The sequence below is a fragment of the Jhaorihella thermophila genome (assembly GCF_900108275.1).
GTDB lineage: Bacteria > Pseudomonadota > Alphaproteobacteria > Rhodobacterales > Rhodobacteraceae > Jhaorihella > Jhaorihella thermophila.
Genome location: NZ_FNVD01000001.1, coordinates 1 through 16,360, shown reverse-complemented (window position 1 = coordinate 16,360; position 16,360 = coordinate 1). Strand labels below are relative to the sequence as shown.

The window sequence follows — 16,360 nt, the reverse complement described above, 5'->3', positions numbered from 1 at the left end:
TTCCCCGGTTGCCCGGATCAGACGTCCAGTTCCTCGACGAATCTGGCGTTTTCCTGGATATACTGAAACCGCAGTTCAGGCTTTTTCCCCATCAGCCGTTCGACCAGATCGCCGGTTTCTCCGGGCTCATCCTCGTCGATCGTCACCCGGATCAGCTTGCGCGTCTCGGGGTTCATGGTGGTTTCCTTCAGATCCTTGGCGTCCATCTCGCCCAGACCCTTGAACCGGCTCACGTCGATCCGGCCCTTGCCGCCCAGACCACGTTCCAGCCAATAGTCGCGCTCCGCCTCGTCCTGGGCATAGACCCGTTTCGCCCCCTGCGTCAGGCGATAGAGCGGCGGGCAGGCCAGATACAGGTGCCCCTTGTCGATCAACGGCCGCATCTGGGTGAAGAAGAAGGTCATCAGCAGCGAGGCGATATGCGCCCCGTCAACATCCGCGTCGGTCATGATGATGACCTTTTCATAGCGCAGATCGTCGATGTTGAACTTGGTCCCCAGCCCCACGCCCAGCGCCTGGGTGAGATCGCGGATCTCGGCGTTCGATCCCAGCTTGGACGAGGCCGCGCCCAGCACGTTCAGGATCTTGCCGCGCAGCGGCAGGAGCGCCTGCGTGCGCCGGTCCCGCGCCATTTTGGCCGAACCGCCGGCGCTGTCGCCCTCGACGATGAAGATCTCGGTGCCCTCGCGCGATTGCGACGAACAGTCCACCAGCTTGCCCGGCAGGCGCAGCTTCTTGGTGGCGGACTTGCGGGCGGTTTCCTTTTCCGCCCGGCGGCGCAGCCGTTCCTCGGCCCGCAGCACCAGGAAGTCGAGGATCGCGCCGGCAGATTTGGTATCCGAGGCCAGCCAGTGGTCGAAATGGTCGCGCACCGACTGTTCCACCATCCGTGCCGCCGATTCGGTGGACAGGCGGTCCTTGGTCTGGCCGACAAAGGCCGGATCGGCGATGAAGCAGCTGACCAGCGCGCAGCCGCCGCCCATCAGGTCGTCGCGGGTGATCTGGCCGGCCTTCTTGTTGCCCACCAGATCGCCGTAGGCCTTGATCCCCTTGAGGATCGCCGCCCAGAACCCCTGGACATGGGTGCCGCCTTCGGGCGTGGGCACGGTGTTGCAATAGGACTGGGTGAAGCCGTCGCGCGACGGCGTCCAGTTGATCGCCCATTCCACATAGCCCGGTTCGCCGAATTTCTCGCGGAACTCCACCCGGCCGGCAAATGGCGCGTCGGCATAGGTGGAGGCGCCGTTCATCGTCTCTTTCAGATAGTCCGCCAGCCCGCCGGGAAAGTGGAACACCGCCTCGGTCGGGGTTTCGCCATCGTCGATCTCGGATTTCCAGCGGATTTCGACGCCCGAGAACAGATAGGCCTTGGACCGGGCCAGCGTGAACAGCCGCTTCGGCTTGAACCGGTGATGGCCGAAGATTTCCTCGTCGGCGTGGAAGGTGACGGTGGTGCCGCGCCGATTGGGGGCCTGTCCGACCTTCTGCACCGGGCCCAGCGGTTTGCCGCGGGAAAACCGCTGCTCGAACAGTTCGCGGTTGCGCGCCACCTGCACCACCATGGAATCCGACAGCGCGTTGACCACCGACGAGCCCACCCCGTGCAGCCCGCCCGAGGTCTGGTAGGCCTTGCCCGAGAACTTGCCGCCCGCATGCAGCGTGCACAGGATCACCTCGAGCGCGGATTTGTCGGGAAACTTGGGATGCGGGTCGATCGGAATGCCGCGCCCGTTGTCGCGGATGGTGACGGCGTAATCGGCGTGCAGCTCCACCTCGATCCGGTTGGCGTGGCCGGCCACGGCCTCGTCCATCGCGTTGTCGAGGATCTCGGCCACCATGTGGTGCAGCGCCCGTTCATCGGTGCCGCCGATATACATGCCGGGCCGCTGGCGGACCGGCTCCAACCCTTCGAGCACCTCGATAGAGGCGGCGTTGTAGTCGTCGTGCGCGGCGCTGGACAAAAGATCCTCTGGCATGGGCTGACTGCTCTGGTTTCCGGTTTTGCCCGGATTATGACAGGTCGCCCGCGCCGAGGAAAGGGGGCCGCTCAGTCTCCGCCCCCTGCCGCCGTCGCGCGCACGTAGGCGGGCCGCGACCGGATGTGGTCCACAAAGGCGGCCAGCCGGGGGAAATCGTCCCCGCGCCCCAGCCGCACCGCGATTTCCGCGGGGAAACTCAACATGATGTCGGCCGCCGACAGATCATCCAGGACAAAGTGACCCGACGGGCGCAGCATCCGTTCCATATGGGCGAAATGGCTGTCCAGTTCCGACTGGATGCGCGGATGCAGCGGCGCGCCGGCCTCGCCCAGCAGCCCGACATAGAGATTCAGCAGAATCGGCGTCATCGCCGAGCCTTCGGCAAAGTGCATGAGCTCCAGATGCGTGAGCCAGTCGTCCGACCCCGCCTCGGGCACCACGTGGGGGGCATGGGCGGCGCAGATCGCCTCGACGATGGCGCCGCTTTCGGCAATGCGCCGCCCGTCCATCTCGACCACGGGCGCCTTGCCCAGCGGGTGCACCTCGCGCAGCTCGGGCGGGGCCAGGTTGGTGCGGGCGTCGCGCTCATAGCGTTTCACCGTGTAGTCGAGGCCCAGCTCCTCCAGCAGCCACAGGATGCGGTGGGACCGGGAGCGATTCAGGTGATGGACGACGATCATGGGGTTTCCTTCCCTTCGGGCAGCCAGTCGAGGATCGCCGCCGCGACCTCGGCCGGTTTCTGGTGATGCAGCCAATGGTCGGCGCCCTTGACGGTGACACGCGTCAGATCCGGGGCGAAGTCCTCCAGCCCCTCGGTCGATTCGGGCAACAGCGCGGTGTCGCCCTCGCCCCAGATCAGCAGGTGCGGACAGCGCACGCGCAGCCGGTCCAGCGGCAGGTCGGGCAGATCGGTCAGCGGCTCGCCCGGCCGCGCGATCCGCAGCGGCGAGGCGCGATACCAGTTCAGCATGGTCCGCAACCGTCCGCCCCGCGCCCATTCGGCCTTGTATGCGGCCAGTTTGTCGTCGGTCAGCCAGCCGTCACGGTAACGAGCCAGGAACATCTCGACCAGTCTTTCGAAGTCGTTGGCGGCCAGGTCTTTCTCCGCCCCCTCCCGCCGCAGCAGATTGATGTATTGCGACGCCGCCGACTGCGCCCCGCCCGCCGCCATCGCGCGCTGGAACGGAACCGGGTGCACCCCGTTGGCGACGATCAGACGCTCGACCAGTTCGGGGCGGAACATGGCCAGCCCGTAGGCCACCGCCGCGCCCCAGTCGTGCCCCAGCACCGTGACCGGCCCGCCGCCCATCGCGCCGATCAGCGCGGCCATGTCGCCCACCAGCTTCGAGGTCGCGTAGTCGCCGACATCCGGCGGCGCCCAGCTGCGCCCGTATCCGCGCTGGTCGGGAGCAACGCAATGGAACCGCTGCGCCAGGTGCGGGGCCAGGTCGCCCCAGCCGCCGCCATATTCGGGGAACCCGTGCAGCATCAGCAGGACCGGTGCGACCGGATCGCCCCAATGGCGAAGATGAAACGGGTGACCGTCCAGCTCGACCGTTTCCTCGCGCATCTCGGCTTTCATGGCGCGCGTCCTCCCGTCTGAAAAAGCTGAGTGTTTTTTTCGCCTTTTTGACCCCGATCAAAGCGTTTCGTGGCGTCATGTGTTAGCGAGCCCGTGAAACAAGCCTCAAACCAGGAAAAGGAGGAACGCGCATGGCTGGACCTTCCGCCGAAACCGTCAAACCCGAAGATGACAAGATCGTGCCGGTCACCCCGACCGAGGTGAACGGGTCCAAACCGAAGGGTGAGTCGGCGAACAAGACCGCAGCCGCCAAGGCCAGGACGGCGGCCGCACCCAGAAAAAAGTCGGACGAAGAGCCGAAACCGAGCAAGGAATTCGTCCGCGAGGCCTTTGAGAACGGCGTCTACCCCTACAAGAAAAAAATGGGCCGCCGCGAATACGAGGCGGAGAAAGCCAAGCTTCAGGCCGAGTTGCTGAAGGTCCAGCTCTGGGCGCAGGAAACCGGCCAGAAATTCGTGCTGCTGTTCGAGGGGCGCGACGCGGCCGGCAAGGGCGGCACGATCAAACGGTTCATGGAGCACCTCAACCCCCGGACCGCGCGCGTGGTGGCGCTGAACAAGCCCACCGACGAAGAACGCGGCCAGTGGTTCTTTCAGCGTTACATCACCCACCTGCCCACCAGCGGGGAAATGGTGTTCTACGACCGCTCCTGGTACAATCGCGCGGGCGTGGAACGGGTGATGGGCTTCTGCAAGCCGACCGAATATCTGGAATTCATGCGCGAAACCCCGGAACTGGAGCGGATGCTGGTGCGCTCGGGCATCCGCCTTTACAAATACTGGTTCTCGGTGACGCGGGACGAACAGCTGCGCCGCTTCAAGAGCCGGGAGACCGACCCGCTGAAACAGTGGAAGCTGAGCCCGATCGACAAGGCCAGCCTCGACAAGTGGGACGACTACACCGAGGCCAAGGAGGCGATGTTCTTCTATACCGACACCGCCGACGCGCCCTGGACCATCATCAAGTCGAACGACAAGAAGCGCGCCCGGATCAACTGCATGAAGCATTTCCTTGCATCGCTGGATTATCCGGACAAGGATGAAGAGGTCGTGGGCCAGCCCGACCCGTTGATCGTGGGACAGGCTCACCATGTCATTCACCGCGCCGACCATATCCTCGGCGCGGCCCTGCACCCGGATCAGCGGCTGAACAGATAGTCCGGCCCTGACGGGGAGGGGTAGGCGGCGGCGGCTCCGGGGGCCGACCGCCGCCTGTCTTTTCGGGCCAGGGCAAACGGCTCTTGCCACGCTGCCGCGCCGCCCGTAATCGGGACTGATGGATCGGCGAATGACATATCTGGGGCATGTGCGCGCAGTCGTCACGCTGGGGCTGCCCCTGATCGGCGGACACCTGGCGCAGCTGGCGATCGGGCTGACCGACACGGTGATGCTGGGGTGGTTCAGCGTCGAGGCGCTGGCCGCGGTGACGCTGGCCAGCAGCTATTTTTTCGTGCTGTTCCTGATGGGCTCGGGCTTTGGCTGGGCGGTGATGCCGCTGGTGGCAGCGGCCGAGGCGGAAGGCGACGAAACCAGTATTCGCAGGTCCACTCGCATGGGGCTGTGGCTGTCGATCGGATATGCGGTGGCGGTGATGCCGGCGCTGTGGTGGTCCGAACCGATCCTTCGCGCGCTGGGCCAGAAACCGCAGGTCGCGGCGATGGCGGGCGACTATCTGCGCATCGCCGGCTGGGGCATGTTTCCGGCGCTGCTGGTCATGGTTCTGAAATCCTACCTCGCGGCGCTGGAGCGGACTCGGACGGTGCTGGCCATCATGGTCATCGCCGCCCTGGTCAACGCGGCGGCGAATTATGCGCTGATCTTCGGCCAGTGGGGCGCGCCGCGGCTGGGGCTGGCCGGGGCGGCGATTGCGTCGATCGTGACCCAGGCGGTGTCGCTGATCGCGGTCGTGGCCTACACCCTGCGCGCCCTGCCCCAGCACGACCTGTTCCGGCGCCTGTGGCGCCCCGATGGCGAGATGCTGGCGCGGGTGTTCCGGCTGGGCCTGCCGATCGGCCTGACCAGCCTGAGCGAAACCAGCCTGTTCACCGCCTCGGCGCTGATGATGGGGTGGCTTGGGACGATCCCGCTGGCCGCGCACGGCATCGCGGTGCAGCTGGCAAGCACCACCTTCATGGTCCATCTGGGGCTGAGCAACGTCGCAACCGTTCGCGCCGGCAACGCCTATGGCCGCCGCGACCGCGAACACATGGCGCGGGGCGCAGCAGTGGTGACGGGCATGTCCCTGGCCATGGCCGCGGCGACGATCACGCTCTTTCTCACGATCCCCGAGACGCTGTTGTCGCTGTTCATGGATGCCGACGACCCGGACCGCCCCGAAATCCTGGCCATCGGCGTCGGACTGCTGGCTGTGGCGGCCCTGTTTCAGCTGGTGGACGGGGCGCAAGTCATCGCGCTGGGCCTGCTGCGCGGGGTGCAGGATACCGCCGTGCCCATGGTGATCGCCGCGCTGGCCTATTGGGCGGTAGGGATCCCGGCCTCCTATCTTCTGGGGTTCACCTTCGGGTTTGACGGCATCGGAGTCTGGCTGGGCCTCGTTCTGGGCCTAGGCTGTGCCGGCATCCTGCTGTCCCTGCGCTTCTGGAGGTTCGCCCTGCCCCTGGTCGGCGCGATACCGGCCGAGTGACAACGCTTCAGTTCAGGACCATCTGACTGGCCGCGAACAATGCGGCCTGACTGGACGTGCCGTCGATCTGAAACCGGGGGCCGACCGGAACGGCGTCCAGCCCCAACCGCCGCAACCAGCGGGAAAACACGGCCGGAACGATGCCGATCACATGAGTCGCGCCGTTTTGCAGCGCGATGCTGCTCATCTGCTCCATCAGCATCGCCTGCACCACATGGCGCCGATGCGCCGGGACAGCATCGGTGATGAACAGCCGCGAGGCTTCCCACACGCGATTTTCGACGGGGGCTTCGAAGAACAGGACGTCGTTGGGAATGCCTTCCAGAAGACCGCGCTGGGCGTCGCGCAGCATATAGGTGTAGATGCCGCATTTCGCCGTGGTCGGCATCATGCGGACGCCGGCCAGAACCTCGCCATATTCGTGGACGATCGCCCAGCGGCACATCGGCGTGTCATACTGGTCGAATTCCATGCCCTCGGTTTCGGGAACGTTCCACTTGAGCCGCTCGATGAACACCTCATGTCGCGCCCGCAGGTAGTTGACCAGCAACTCGCCGTATTCGTGCATGTTGGTAAACGACAGGACACTGGCGCGCAGATGTCCCCGTATCTTGGAATCCGGCTGGCGACCGGGTTTGGGCAGGCCCTTGGGCCGCACCCGGATCTCGGAGCTTTCGCCCAACGGGTGCCCTCGGGCCCGGCGCGCCGAAGGTTCGACCGGGGTCAGTTCCGGAAATGCCAACGCTGCCGCCCCTTGCCCGGACGGCTGCCTCGAATGCTTCATGGCCTGCTCTCATCGCGTTCTTTTCCACGATCAGAACCGAAGCCCTGCCCCCATGTCTACCCGTTTTTGCCAAAGTTTCGCCAAATTCGCTCAATCAAGGCGCGAGTCGTGCAATGACGCAACACTCTTGGGAAAAGCGGCAATTTTCCGCCCAAAGTCGTTGTGGCAAGAGAACAATTCGCAGTTCTCCCCGCGCAGCGGAATCACGCGGCGAGCGACTCACTTTCTTCCAGCAGATCCAGCGTCACGAAGAAGACTGTCCCGACCCCCAGTTCGCTGACGTAGTCGATCTCGCCATTGTGCTGTTCGACGATCTGTTTCGAGATATTCATGCCAAGCCCGGTGCCGCCGACCTTGCGCTGATCCGAGCTGTCCACCTGCGTAAAGCGGTCGAACACCTTGTGCTTGGAGTTCTCGGGAATGCCTTCGCCGTGATCTTCGACAAAGATCCGCACGGTCGAACCCAGGATCCGATAGCCCACCGTCACCTCGCCGCCTTCAGGCGAAAACTTGGCCGCATTGGACAGGATGTTCGACAGAACCTGCATCAACCGCGTCTCGTCACCCAGAACCTTGGCGCCGTCGTCCTCCTCGGGCAGATCCAGCTTGAACGAAACGTTCAGCGAATCTCCGTAGCCCCTGTTCGTTTCGACCGCGTCGACCACCAGTTTTCGCACCTCCAGCGCATCGAAATTGTAGGTCATTTCGCCAGCCTCGATCTTCTGGAAGTCGAGGATGTCATTGATCAGCGTGGCCAGGCGCTGGCTGTTCTTGCCGGCGAGGTCGATCAGCGGCTTCATGGTCTCGGGCACCGGCCCCATCGCGCCCGAGTTCAGCAGATCCAGCGATCCCTTGATCGAGGTCAGCGGCGTGCGCAGCTCGTGGCTGACCACGGAGACGAACTGGGACTTGACCTTGTAGGCGGCCATCGCCTTCTGATGTTCGCGGCGCAGCCGTTCCATCTGTCTCAGGTTGCTCCGATACAGTTGCAGGAACATGAACGAACAATCGACCACGAAATACATCACGAAGATGACCGTGAAGAACCGCAGCCAGGGTTCGGAATCGATCGGCGGGCTGTAGCGCCAGATATCGAGAAGCGCGATGAACAGAAAGGCACCGGCATAGATGGACAGCCGCAGAATAAGCGCCGGCACGAGCTGATGGTTGTACATGGCCGCGAACACCGCCGCGGCAAAGAGAAAGAACAGGGGGGTGAAGTGCCCGTCGTCCCCTTCCTGAACCGCGATCAGGATGACGAACAACGAGATCGCAACAGCGCTGAAGACAGTATTCACCACCGCCCAAAGAAGGAACATGCGCGCCTTGGCCGGATCACCGTCCTTCCATTTGTCGACCCGACGCGTCAGGAACAGATCGATCGCTTCGGTCAGCAGAACCAGACCGTAGCACATGAACGAAATGACCGGATCGAAGTAGAAGGCGGTCAGGGTCGTCGCCGCGAAAAAAATCGATTGGCGTTGCAGCATCAGGTTCTTCGTGTTGGCGAAATAATCCTTCAGCTGCCGTTCCAGCAGATCACCACGCAACCACTTGCTGTTCATTTTCAACAGCTTGTCAACATACACCATGCGAATCTCGCTTTCCCTGAGGGTCGTGTTGCCAATTTGATAGATCGACAGTTTGGAAACAGTAGGTCCGCAATCTGGTGAATATTGGGCAAACGGATCTGATCGACGTCCGGCCCCGGCCCGCTCGCGGCACTGTCGAATCCTGAAAAATGAAAGGATCGGCCGCAAGGGCAGCCGATCCTTGCCTTCACCTGAAAAACCAAGCATTTTACTGCCACCCAATTTCTCAAAGCCCTTGTTTTAAAGGTCTTCGCGATTTCCTTCGGCGGGCAAATCTGCCACCTGACCTACCCATTTTCTGCCAGCGAAAGTTCACAAAGGCACAAAAAAACCGCCCCGAAGGGCGGCGTTTGAGGGTTCGCTGGCAGGTGATGAGCTACAAGTTCAACACCGACCGCTCATAGTAGAATCGTCCGAGGCAATGGTTATCGGCGATGGGTTCAATCCCGCAGCTCTCCAATCTTTGCTTCATCGCCTTTGCAGAGATCCCGTGTTGCGCGGCATAGTCCCTCAGCGAAACATGACGGTCCAGAAACTCTTTGAGTTCCTGCGCAGAATACAAGCGAACCGGCGCGCCTTTGGAATTGACCATCTGGTGCGCGGTCAGCCACGGCCGCCCGCTCGGGCGCCGGATGCGCGTCAGGGAATTCAGCGCGGGGCGCGACAATCCGCTGATCCTGCCGGCTTCGTCCGGCCCGACCAGACCCTCACGCCCCTGGCGCGACAGCACCTCCCGAACCTCCGTGGGGTCCACAAGCACGCCCTTGAACTTCAGTGCCGGGTCCACGATTTCGACCCGGCCCAAGCTGCCCGACAGCACAGCAGCAATGATGTCGATCACCGGCCACCTGGAAAGTTCCGCGGCAGATACCAGGTCCATAAGCCCTTCCGACGCAACCTTGACGTTCTTTGCCATTCCAAGGAATTGTGCGAGAAACCGATCGGCATCCTCGACTGCGACCTGTTTCAGAACACCTGTGGCGTTCGGGTTTTCCGGCACCAGGCGCGGGATAAACCCACCGTGGACGAGTTGCTGAGCCTTAACCCGGTTGCAGTTCAGATATCCTGGAAGTGCGCTGACCGGGATCGAGTTCCGGACGCGGCTCATCAACCGTTCACCTGTTTCTAGGTCGAAGACCGCCAGCGCCTGAGCGCGATCCGGGTCTCCCTCGCAAAGCCCCGCCGCGATGACCGCGCGATTGATGGTCTTGGGGTGGTCGCCCGTCTTCCGGGCCAGGCTGTGCACCGTGTGCACGCGTTGTTCCACGACGATTTCACCAAAGAGCTGGGATCCGGCCTCGATCGGAAAATGATTCAGGATGTACTCCCTGACGACTCCTTGGATAGGACCATGTGGTTTGTTGTTCTTGTTGAACTGCAGCCATTGGTAAAGGCGACCCAAGACCTTCTGGGGGCCGCCCTTGGTACGGCGCCGGATCGCATCCTGGCGCACGATTTCGAGCGCCTCGAGGATCCCTGCCTCCCCGCGATGGGCATAGGAATACCCAACGTCCCCCGCCTCGTTCCATTGGTCATCACACACCTTGCGCAGGTCGCAATGAGTTCCTGCCGTGATGACGACGCCCAGCATTTCGCAGGCGCGGGATGCGAGATCGATCGGCTGACTGTCCAACCAGGGAGACTGGCGATCTCCCGCGAGAGCCGCCTCTCGATGTAGGTCTGAAGGTTGGACGGCATGCGGCGCATGGATGCATGCACCTGCTCTCGAAGCTCCGCGTCACCGGGCGCCACCCTGGACATGATCTGCAAGTTCTCCGAGTGATCGGTATTCTTGCGACGAAAGAGGGCGATGCCGTGATGCGGACACGTCCTGACAGCTTCGATCTGCCAGGCAATCCGACCGACCCGCCGCCCATGGGATGGACCGCACGGGTCGGCATCGGCCAGCAAACACGCCGGGCAATAGCTGGTCTTGTTCAGATAGGCGAATTCCGCATGCACCCTCTCTCCGCAGATGGACCGCATCCGTCCACCTTCCGGAAGGAACGCCATGCGCCCAAGTTGTTCAACGGGCAGGCCGAACAGCTGCGCGATCCGGTCAAGCTGATCGCTCTTGGGAGACATGATCGCACCCTGCGGCAGCTCGAGAAACGACAGGAAACGAAAGATGTCGATATTGCCATGCGCGTAGGCCGCGCGGTTGACGTAGGACGTGAGGCTTTCGCCTGAAAGCACGGGAAGAACCGGGAGCAGCGTCATGGTCAAGCGGCCTTCGACTTCTTTCTGGATTTCTTCTGCTGCGCCGCGCGTTCGCGCTCGTAGATTTCGTCATCTACATCCGCGAGCTCGATCGATTGCCAATCGGAGGCTGCGAATACGTTCTGCGCGATGTCGCATCCTTCTTCACGCCCCCAGGCAATTTCGAAATGTTCCTGCCGGAGCTTGTCGGACCCATCCTGAAGGGCGCATCGGATTGCGCCGATCAGAATTCGGACACAGCGACCAAACCGATGGCGGCCTGCATGGATCAGGCGGACAACGGTGTCTTCGTCGATCTCCGCCTTGAGTTCGGCTTTCCGGGCGTAGAACTCGACAAGGGACTTCAGCCTGCTGTTGTCCACGCCGAACTTCAGTTCCGCAGGCCGCAACTTGCTGAAACGCCGGTTCACCTGGGCATCGATCGACGTGATCAAAGAAAGACGTTCTGTGCCACTCAAGACCAGGATGACAGGGTGTTCCCCCTGCATAAGCGACTTGAGCATCTTGAACATGTTGTCGGTCTCAGCCGAGGTAGCGGACTTGAACATGTCATGGGCCTCGTCGAGCCACAAAACGCTGATCCCCATGACTGCCAGCCTGTGCCGGACCATGGCCCGGATTTCGTAGACCTTTGCCCGCTCACTGACGGTATCGACACCCAGCTTCCGCAGAAGCTCGGCCCCGAGGCTCCGGAGGGTCGCCGGGCTTTCGACCTTGACGTGCAGATACCGAGGCAACCCGGTTTCGGGGTTGTTCTGAAGCGGAGGGCACCCGCGCAATGCCCTCAGGATTGTGGTGGTCTTTCCGCCACCCGACCCCTCGATCAGGGTAATACCGCGGGTCTCCGTGCCGCCTGTCTCCCTGATTGGCACATGGGTGAGTTGCCCCTGCTCATCGACCTCGAGAAGGTCGGCAAGCAGGGCTTCAAAGTCACGATCGCGCTCGGTGACGACGTGGTGATTGCGCAGCATCTTGAGCGTTGCGGCGATCTCGTAGGCTGTCTTTGACATTGGTACTCTCCGTGTTCCCTTGACCTTATTCACCGAAATCCCAGCCACCATTGGCCGGCGTTTCGCTGGCGGACTCCTCCAGCGCGTCCTTCACCGCCGACGGCTTCACCGGTTTGCGAGGCGCGATGGAACGACCAATGCCCCCGGGGTTGTCGGCGAGTTTCTGCGCGGTCGGCACCACCTCGAAGTTCGAAACGGCCTCATTCTCGACGGCCTTGAAACGCTTTTCCGTACAGGCGTGATCCGTGATCCTGTAAGACAGCTGCCGGGCGGCGTTCATTGCCTCGATGTCGGAAATGGCCTGGAAGATGGCCTCCTCTTCCCATTCTTTCCGTTTCGCATCTTTGGCCCGCAGGGCGCGTCGTGCCGCAGCCCAGGTTGACGCATCCACATCGTGGAACGCCTCTGACACGGCCGGCACTTCGACCCAGACTCCGTCCAATTGGACCTCGATGCTGCCGATATTCTCGTCGAACCAACGCACATTGACCGGGCGCTCACCGTGTTTCAGGTACCAGCGCGCAAGCTCCTTCGAGTGATAACGCACGTTGATGGCCCGAATGCCGTCCTTCTGGACAACGCGGCTCAGCGGCAAGCCAAACGCGATCCGCTTTTGGCGAGCGGTCGGCAGGCTGTGCAGAGGATAGTTCCCGTCCTCGAGATCGGCCTCCCACTGCTGGAGCGGGGTGCGCCCGTTGAGCCCTTCGTGGGGCGTGTTGTGATAGATATCCACGGCCCACCGAACCAGGGCGAAAGACAGATCCTCGATGGTCAGGCACGCCCGCTTTTCGGACGGATGATCCCCGCGCTCCAGGACATCGCCAAAGGTCCGCCCCGAAAGCCTCGGAAGAAGGCTCATGATCAGGGTATGGAAGACGCGCTCGATACGGCCGCGCATCGAAGGCTCTCCGGCGATCGTCTGCTGTTTGGTGATCCCCAGGTCCGCACAGGTCGATGTGAAGATATCCGACTTGAACGCGCTGCCATTGTCGACGGCCAGAAGTTCGGGCTTGCCCATCATGGGCCACGGCGCCAAGGCGCCGACCTGGTCGGCAAACTGTCCCTTGTAGCTCGTCACCATGCGCAGGCATTTGACGGCACTGCTGGTCTTGGGATTGGAGGTCAGGGTCATCCCGACGATGCACCGAGTACGGCAATCGATTGCCACCACCAGCCACCAGCGCGTGGTGCGCTTGTCCAGTCCCAAGGCTTCCAGTTCTTCTTTGGAAAACATGGCGAGCAGGCCGCTCTTGGCCATGATGGTCAGAAGGTCGATCTTCCATTCGTCCATTTCCACCCGTTCGAACGGACGCAAGACATCGATGCCGGATTTGACCGCCCGCATCGTCTTCATGGCTTCCTGTTCGCCGTATCGGGCGACCAACACGCGGAATTTGTCGAGGCGCTTGATGAAAAGGCGCACGGCTTCGCGCCCCGGGATCCGCAGTTTTGCCTCGCTTGCAGCTTCACGGCGCTAATTTTTTCCCGGCGGAAGACACGCTTCACGTCGAGAACCACCGCCGAAACCGGCTTGCGCTGCAAGGTCAGGTACTCGTCACGAACAACCTCAGCCAGCAACTTCATTTCTTCAGCCGTGAAATAGCTGTTGCGATTCCCCTGGTTCGCACACTTATCCACCAGCGCGGTCTTGCCTCCTTTTTTGTAGAGGCGGACCCAGTTTCGCAGCGTCCGTGCAGCAACCTCATCAGGGCGTGTCACACTACCCTTGGTCTTAGGTTTAATGCCCTTTTTCTCTTTCCAAAGTTTAATCGCCAGGTCCTCCTCCGGGTCCGGCAATTCCTTTTTCAGATAGGCAGCGGCGTTGTCGACAATGTCCTCCATTGCCAATGTGATCGACTGGTCCGTACCTTTGATCTTCTTCGCTTCGTAGAGCTCCATGAAGCTGCGCACCATTGCGTGCCGAGCGTTGACACGGTTGCGTTGAGCCGGTGACAATCAGAAAGAAAAACGTCGTCGTAATCTTCAACGGGCGCCGGCCGCAGATGTTCCGGCATCAGGCCGAAAGGTTTCAGGTCAATCAGTCCTGCTGCGTTCATGCGGTTCAGAGTGCCCAACTCGTAGGTCACCTTGGTGGCCGGATCATCAATCAGCGAGAAGATCGCCTGGCCATTGCTTTTGTAGGCGAAACGCCATTCCTCACCGTTCATCTTGTAGATGTGGTGCATGTCGAGGCTGAAAGTTGCGAATTCGGTTGTGAAGTCTCTGGGCATTGTGTCGATCCTTTTTGTTGCGACATGATGGAGCCTGCCGTTGGGCAAGCCGGTACCGGTCCCGCGCGTAGAATTTCGCGCGGGTGTTTTTCTCTCGATTTGGTGGGGTGTTAGGCGGCGATCAGTTCGTCGGCAGACGCCACGTGCGTGTCTCCTACGGTCAGATCTTCGGGCCGGGCGTCCGTACGGGCCACGACCATTTCCGGCCCGATCAGACCCCGGCTCATCGGCCGCAACATTCCGTTCCGGATGAGCCGGAGGAGCGCGCGGTAACCCCGCCCCTGCATCCCGATATCGATGGTGAGGCGACGCAGGCTCTGACCAGCCCCCTCCGGCAGGCCGTCGATGAACGACAGCGCCAAGGCATCTGCCTCGGGATCAGCTTCCCGTACCGCGGCCAACACCTTTGCGTTCCGCAGATCGGTACTGTCGATGTCTCGTTCGGTAATGAGCCGAACTTCGTCGACAAATCCTTTCTCGACCGCCCACCAGGAAACTTCCTGCATTTCCTCGAGGAAGCGCCCGGAAACCAGACGCGCCTCCGGCTTGACCGTGAACCCGATCTTCCGGCCGTCCCGCAGGGTGGCGATGATATCGAAAACATGCTGGCTCTGTTCCTCGGGTTTCCACCCGTAGAAAAACCGGACCTGTTCCTGGATCGCGACCACATTCGGAATGGCGTTCAGCACAAACAGCGCGCTGAGCTCCAACCAGCTTTCCGCTTGCGCGCGCTGACCGACCCCGTCTCCCAGGACGACATGCGCGGTGCAGTGCGCGGATGAAGCGGCCGGCACATTGCGCATGGCCCGCGACGCGCCGGGGAGCGTGATCGGCTCTTGGTCGCTGACGGCACTATGTTTCGTTTTCTCAAACATGACTTCTCCGTTCCCGGAACATCGTTCCGAGTTGATTTGCGTGATGACCGGATGCGGAGTTGCAACTGCCCTTTCTTGGGTCTATGTGTTGCTTTGACTAAGCGATCGCATGCGGTCGTTGACTTGGGCGCGTCCTGCCAGGGGCGCGCTTTTTTCTTTCTACCCTCCTATGTTCAGGTTTCAGTTTCGCCGGCTTGCACCAACGCCCAATTCGATTTCACCCTCGCCGAACTATGTCAACACACTGTTTTTAATGGAAAAAGCGAAGAATCCGCCTTCTTCGTTAGTCGCAATCTCAGACACCACATCTTGCTTCCTTTCGTTGCATCGGGGCGAGAACTTGCCTCTCACCCAGGAAAATCGGCGCAAGAAAAAGCGCCAAAAAAAATCGGCCTTGCCGAAAAGCAAAGCCGATTTGAGGCCAATTTGGCCCAAGCCATCTCAGTATGGCACGAATCTCATGGGATTTTTCCAGGACACCGCATCAGATTCGCATCAGCTATGAGGCTGCCATTTGCAGCTTCGAAACGGCTGGGCCGTTTGCTTTTCGAACGTTTCTCTTATCACGATGTCCATTCGGCGAGGAGCTGTTTTGCCGTAGCGTGCTCCACTACCTAGACGCTTTCGCGCCGTCGACGCCCGTCATGTGCTTCATCTTGTGGGTGGATACAAGAGGGGCAGTTTCGTTTTTCGCGTTTTATTTCCCGAACAACCCAGGGGTGTATTTTTTCGCAACACGCTACAATCTCGCCGGTCAACAACCAAGCTTGCTTCCCGAGCCGGTCAAAGTGAACAAGCCCGGTGGGTACCCCCACGGACAGCACCTTATATGCTATGTTATGTCCGTCGTCAGAGTTTTTCGGACAGCGCAAGCAGTTTCGTAACGGAGGCTCTGGTTCGGTTTCTGTCTGAGTTTAGGCGGCAGCGGCTTGATGTTGCAACCGGCGTTTTCGGATTGTCGTTTTCTTGATCTCCTCTCTCATCTTCAGGATCTTTGCCCCGCGACCGTGGTAGACATCGGCGGGGGTCAGGTTCTCCAGACTCTCGTGGTAGCGATGGTTGTTGTAGTGGTCGACGAAGGCGCCGATCTGACGTTCCAGGTCGCCTGGCAGGAAGTAGTTTTCCAGCAGCACGCGGTTCTTCATTGTCTGGTGCCAGGGCTCGATTTTACCCTGGGTCTGCGGGTGATGTGGCGCACCGCGCACATGATCCATGCCTTTGCCTTCGAGATACTCGGCCAGATCGGCGGCCACGTAAGACGCGCCATTGTCGCTGAGGAGCCTCGGCTTCTGCGCCACGGTCGCGTTGTTGCAGCCCGAAGCGTCCAGCGCCAGTTCCAGCGTATCGGTGACATCCGCGGCCTTCATCGTGGTGCAGAGCTTCCAGGCGATGATGTAGCGGCTGTAGTCATCAAGGATGGTCGAGAGATAGAACCACCCCCAGC

At 61.5% G+C, this 16,360-nt stretch carries 14 protein-coding genes and 1 pseudogene; 2 read left to right on the top strand and 13 right to left on the bottom strand.

The genetic code is table 11. The features are described from left to right. Positions 1 to 17 precede the first annotated feature (17 nt). The 3 genes from parE to C4S70_RS00060 form a co-directional block, all read right to left on the bottom strand. On the bottom strand, positions 18 to 1,976 hold the full coding sequence (parE, locus tag C4S70_RS00070; RefSeq protein ID WP_104006077.1) for a DNA topoisomerase IV subunit B: 1,959 nt from the start codon (positions 1,974 to 1,976) through the stop codon (positions 18 to 20). A gap of 71 nt (positions 1,977 to 2,047) precedes the next feature. Next, positions 2,048 to 2,659, bottom strand: coding sequence for a glutathione S-transferase family protein (locus C4S70_RS00065; RefSeq protein WP_104006076.1), 612 nt, complete (start codon positions 2,657 to 2,659; stop codon positions 2,048 to 2,050). Continuing rightward, on the bottom strand, positions 2,656 to 3,561 hold the full coding sequence (locus C4S70_RS00060; protein ID WP_235003628.1) for an alpha/beta fold hydrolase: 906 nt from the start codon (positions 3,559 to 3,561) through the stop codon (positions 2,656 to 2,658). The genes C4S70_RS00065 and C4S70_RS00060 overlap by 4 nt, the downstream gene beginning before the upstream one ends. Positions 3,562 to 3,692: 131 nt before the next feature. Between C4S70_RS00060 and ppk2 the strand changes: the two genes are divergently transcribed. Continuing rightward, positions 3,693 to 4,718, top strand: coding sequence for a polyphosphate kinase 2 (gene ppk2 / locus C4S70_RS00055; protein ID WP_104006075.1), 1,026 nt, complete (start codon positions 3,693 to 3,695; stop codon positions 4,716 to 4,718). Between the two features lie 130 nt (positions 4,719 to 4,848). After that, entirely contained in the window at positions 4,849 to 6,204 is a 1,356-nt protein-coding gene (locus C4S70_RS00050; protein ID WP_235003627.1) for an MATE family efflux transporter, read from the top strand. 7 nt (positions 6,205 to 6,211) lie between these two features. On the opposite strand, the gene C4S70_RS00045 is transcribed toward C4S70_RS00050, so the two are convergent. The 10 genes and pseudogenes from C4S70_RS00045 to C4S70_RS00005 all read right to left on the bottom strand — a co-directional run. Then, positions 6,212 to 6,988: an acyl-homoserine-lactone synthase gene (locus C4S70_RS00045; RefSeq protein WP_104006073.1), complete on the bottom strand. Its 777-nt coding sequence runs from the start codon at positions 6,986 to 6,988 to the stop codon at positions 6,212 to 6,214. A gap of 203 nt (positions 6,989 to 7,191) precedes the next feature. Next, a complete protein-coding gene (locus C4S70_RS00040; protein ID WP_160114828.1) occupies positions 7,192 to 8,580 on the bottom strand; it encodes a sensor histidine kinase in 1,389 nt (462 codons plus the stop codon). Positions 8,581 to 8,956: 376 nt separating this feature from the next. After that, on the bottom strand, positions 8,957 to 10,171 hold the full coding sequence (locus C4S70_RS00035) for a hypothetical protein (RefSeq protein ID WP_235003626.1): 1,215 nt from the start codon (positions 10,169 to 10,171) through the stop codon (positions 8,957 to 8,959). A 272-nt stretch (positions 10,172 to 10,443) separates the two neighbouring features. Further along, positions 10,444 to 10,800: pseudogene (locus tag C4S70_RS19440) on the bottom strand (TniQ family protein); the annotation flags it as partial. 2 nt (positions 10,801 to 10,802) lie between these two features. Beyond that, on the bottom strand, positions 10,803 to 11,810 hold the full coding sequence (locus tag C4S70_RS00025) for a TniB family NTP-binding protein (protein WP_160114827.1): 1,008 nt from the start codon (positions 11,808 to 11,810) through the stop codon (positions 10,803 to 10,805). 25 nt (positions 11,811 to 11,835) lie between these two features. Further along, positions 11,836 to 13,233: a Mu transposase C-terminal domain-containing protein gene (locus tag C4S70_RS00020; RefSeq protein ID WP_146064155.1), complete on the bottom strand. Its 1,398-nt coding sequence runs from the start codon at positions 13,231 to 13,233 to the stop codon at positions 11,836 to 11,838. After that, positions 13,161 to 13,709, bottom strand: coding sequence for a hypothetical protein (locus C4S70_RS00015; RefSeq protein WP_146064154.1), 549 nt, complete (start codon positions 13,707 to 13,709; stop codon positions 13,161 to 13,163). The genes C4S70_RS00020 and C4S70_RS00015 overlap by 73 nt, the downstream gene beginning before the upstream one ends. Continuing rightward, positions 13,616 to 14,041 carry a hypothetical protein gene (locus C4S70_RS18455; protein WP_146064153.1) on the bottom strand — a complete coding sequence of 142 codons (426 nt, stop codon included), beginning with the start codon at positions 14,039 to 14,041 and terminating at the stop codon, positions 13,616 to 13,618. The genes C4S70_RS00015 and C4S70_RS18455 overlap by 94 nt, the downstream gene beginning before the upstream one ends. Before the next feature lie 110 nt (positions 14,042 to 14,151). Further along, complete coding sequence (locus tag C4S70_RS00010; RefSeq protein WP_104006066.1) at positions 14,152 to 14,916, bottom strand: PDDEXK family nuclease; 765 nt, start codon at positions 14,914 to 14,916, stop codon at positions 14,152 to 14,154. Positions 14,917 to 15,830: 914 nt separating this feature from the next. Further along, a partial coding sequence (locus C4S70_RS00005) for a DDE-type integrase/transposase/recombinase (protein WP_146064152.1) occupies positions 15,831 to 16,360 on the bottom strand: 530 nt, incomplete at its 5' end.

Coding starts and splice junctions, on each gene's coding strand:
- parE (WP_104006077.1), bottom strand. CDS start 1,976: ATGCCAGAGGATCTTTTGTCCAGCGCCGCGCACGACGACTACAACGCC.
- C4S70_RS00065 (WP_104006076.1), bottom strand. CDS start 2,659: ATGATCGTCGTCCATCACCTGAATCGCTCCCGGTCCCACCGCATCCTG.
- C4S70_RS00060 (WP_235003628.1), bottom strand. CDS start 3,561: ATGAAAGCCGAGATGCGCGAGGAAACGGTCGAGCTGGACGGTCACCCG.
- ppk2 (WP_104006075.1), top strand. CDS start 3,693: ATGGCTGGACCTTCCGCCGAAACCGTCAAACCCGAAGATGACAAGATC.
- C4S70_RS00050 (WP_235003627.1), top strand. CDS start 4,849: ATGACATATCTGGGGCATGTGCGCGCAGTCGTCACGCTGGGGCTGCCC.
- C4S70_RS00045 (WP_104006073.1), bottom strand. CDS start 6,988: ATGAAGCATTCGAGGCAGCCGTCCGGGCAAGGGGCGGCAGCGTTGGCA.
- C4S70_RS00040 (WP_160114828.1), bottom strand. CDS start 8,580: ATGGTGTATGTTGACAAGCTGTTGAAAATGAACAGCAAGTGGTTGCGT.
- C4S70_RS00035 (WP_235003626.1), bottom strand. CDS start 10,171: ATGCTGGGCGTCGTCATCACGGCAGGAACTCATTGCGACCTGCGCAAG.
- C4S70_RS00025 (WP_160114827.1), bottom strand. CDS start 11,810: ATGTCAAAGACAGCCTACGAGATCGCCGCAACGCTCAAGATGCTGCGC.
- C4S70_RS00015 (WP_146064154.1), bottom strand. CDS start 13,709: ATGGAGCTCTACGAAGCGAAGAAGATCAAAGGTACGGACCAGTCGATC.
- C4S70_RS18455 (WP_146064153.1), bottom strand. CDS start 14,041: ATGCCCAGAGACTTCACAACCGAATTCGCAACTTTCAGCCTCGACATG.
- C4S70_RS00010 (WP_104006066.1), bottom strand. CDS start 14,916: ATGTTTGAGAAAACGAAACATAGTGCCGTCAGCGACCAAGAGCCGATC.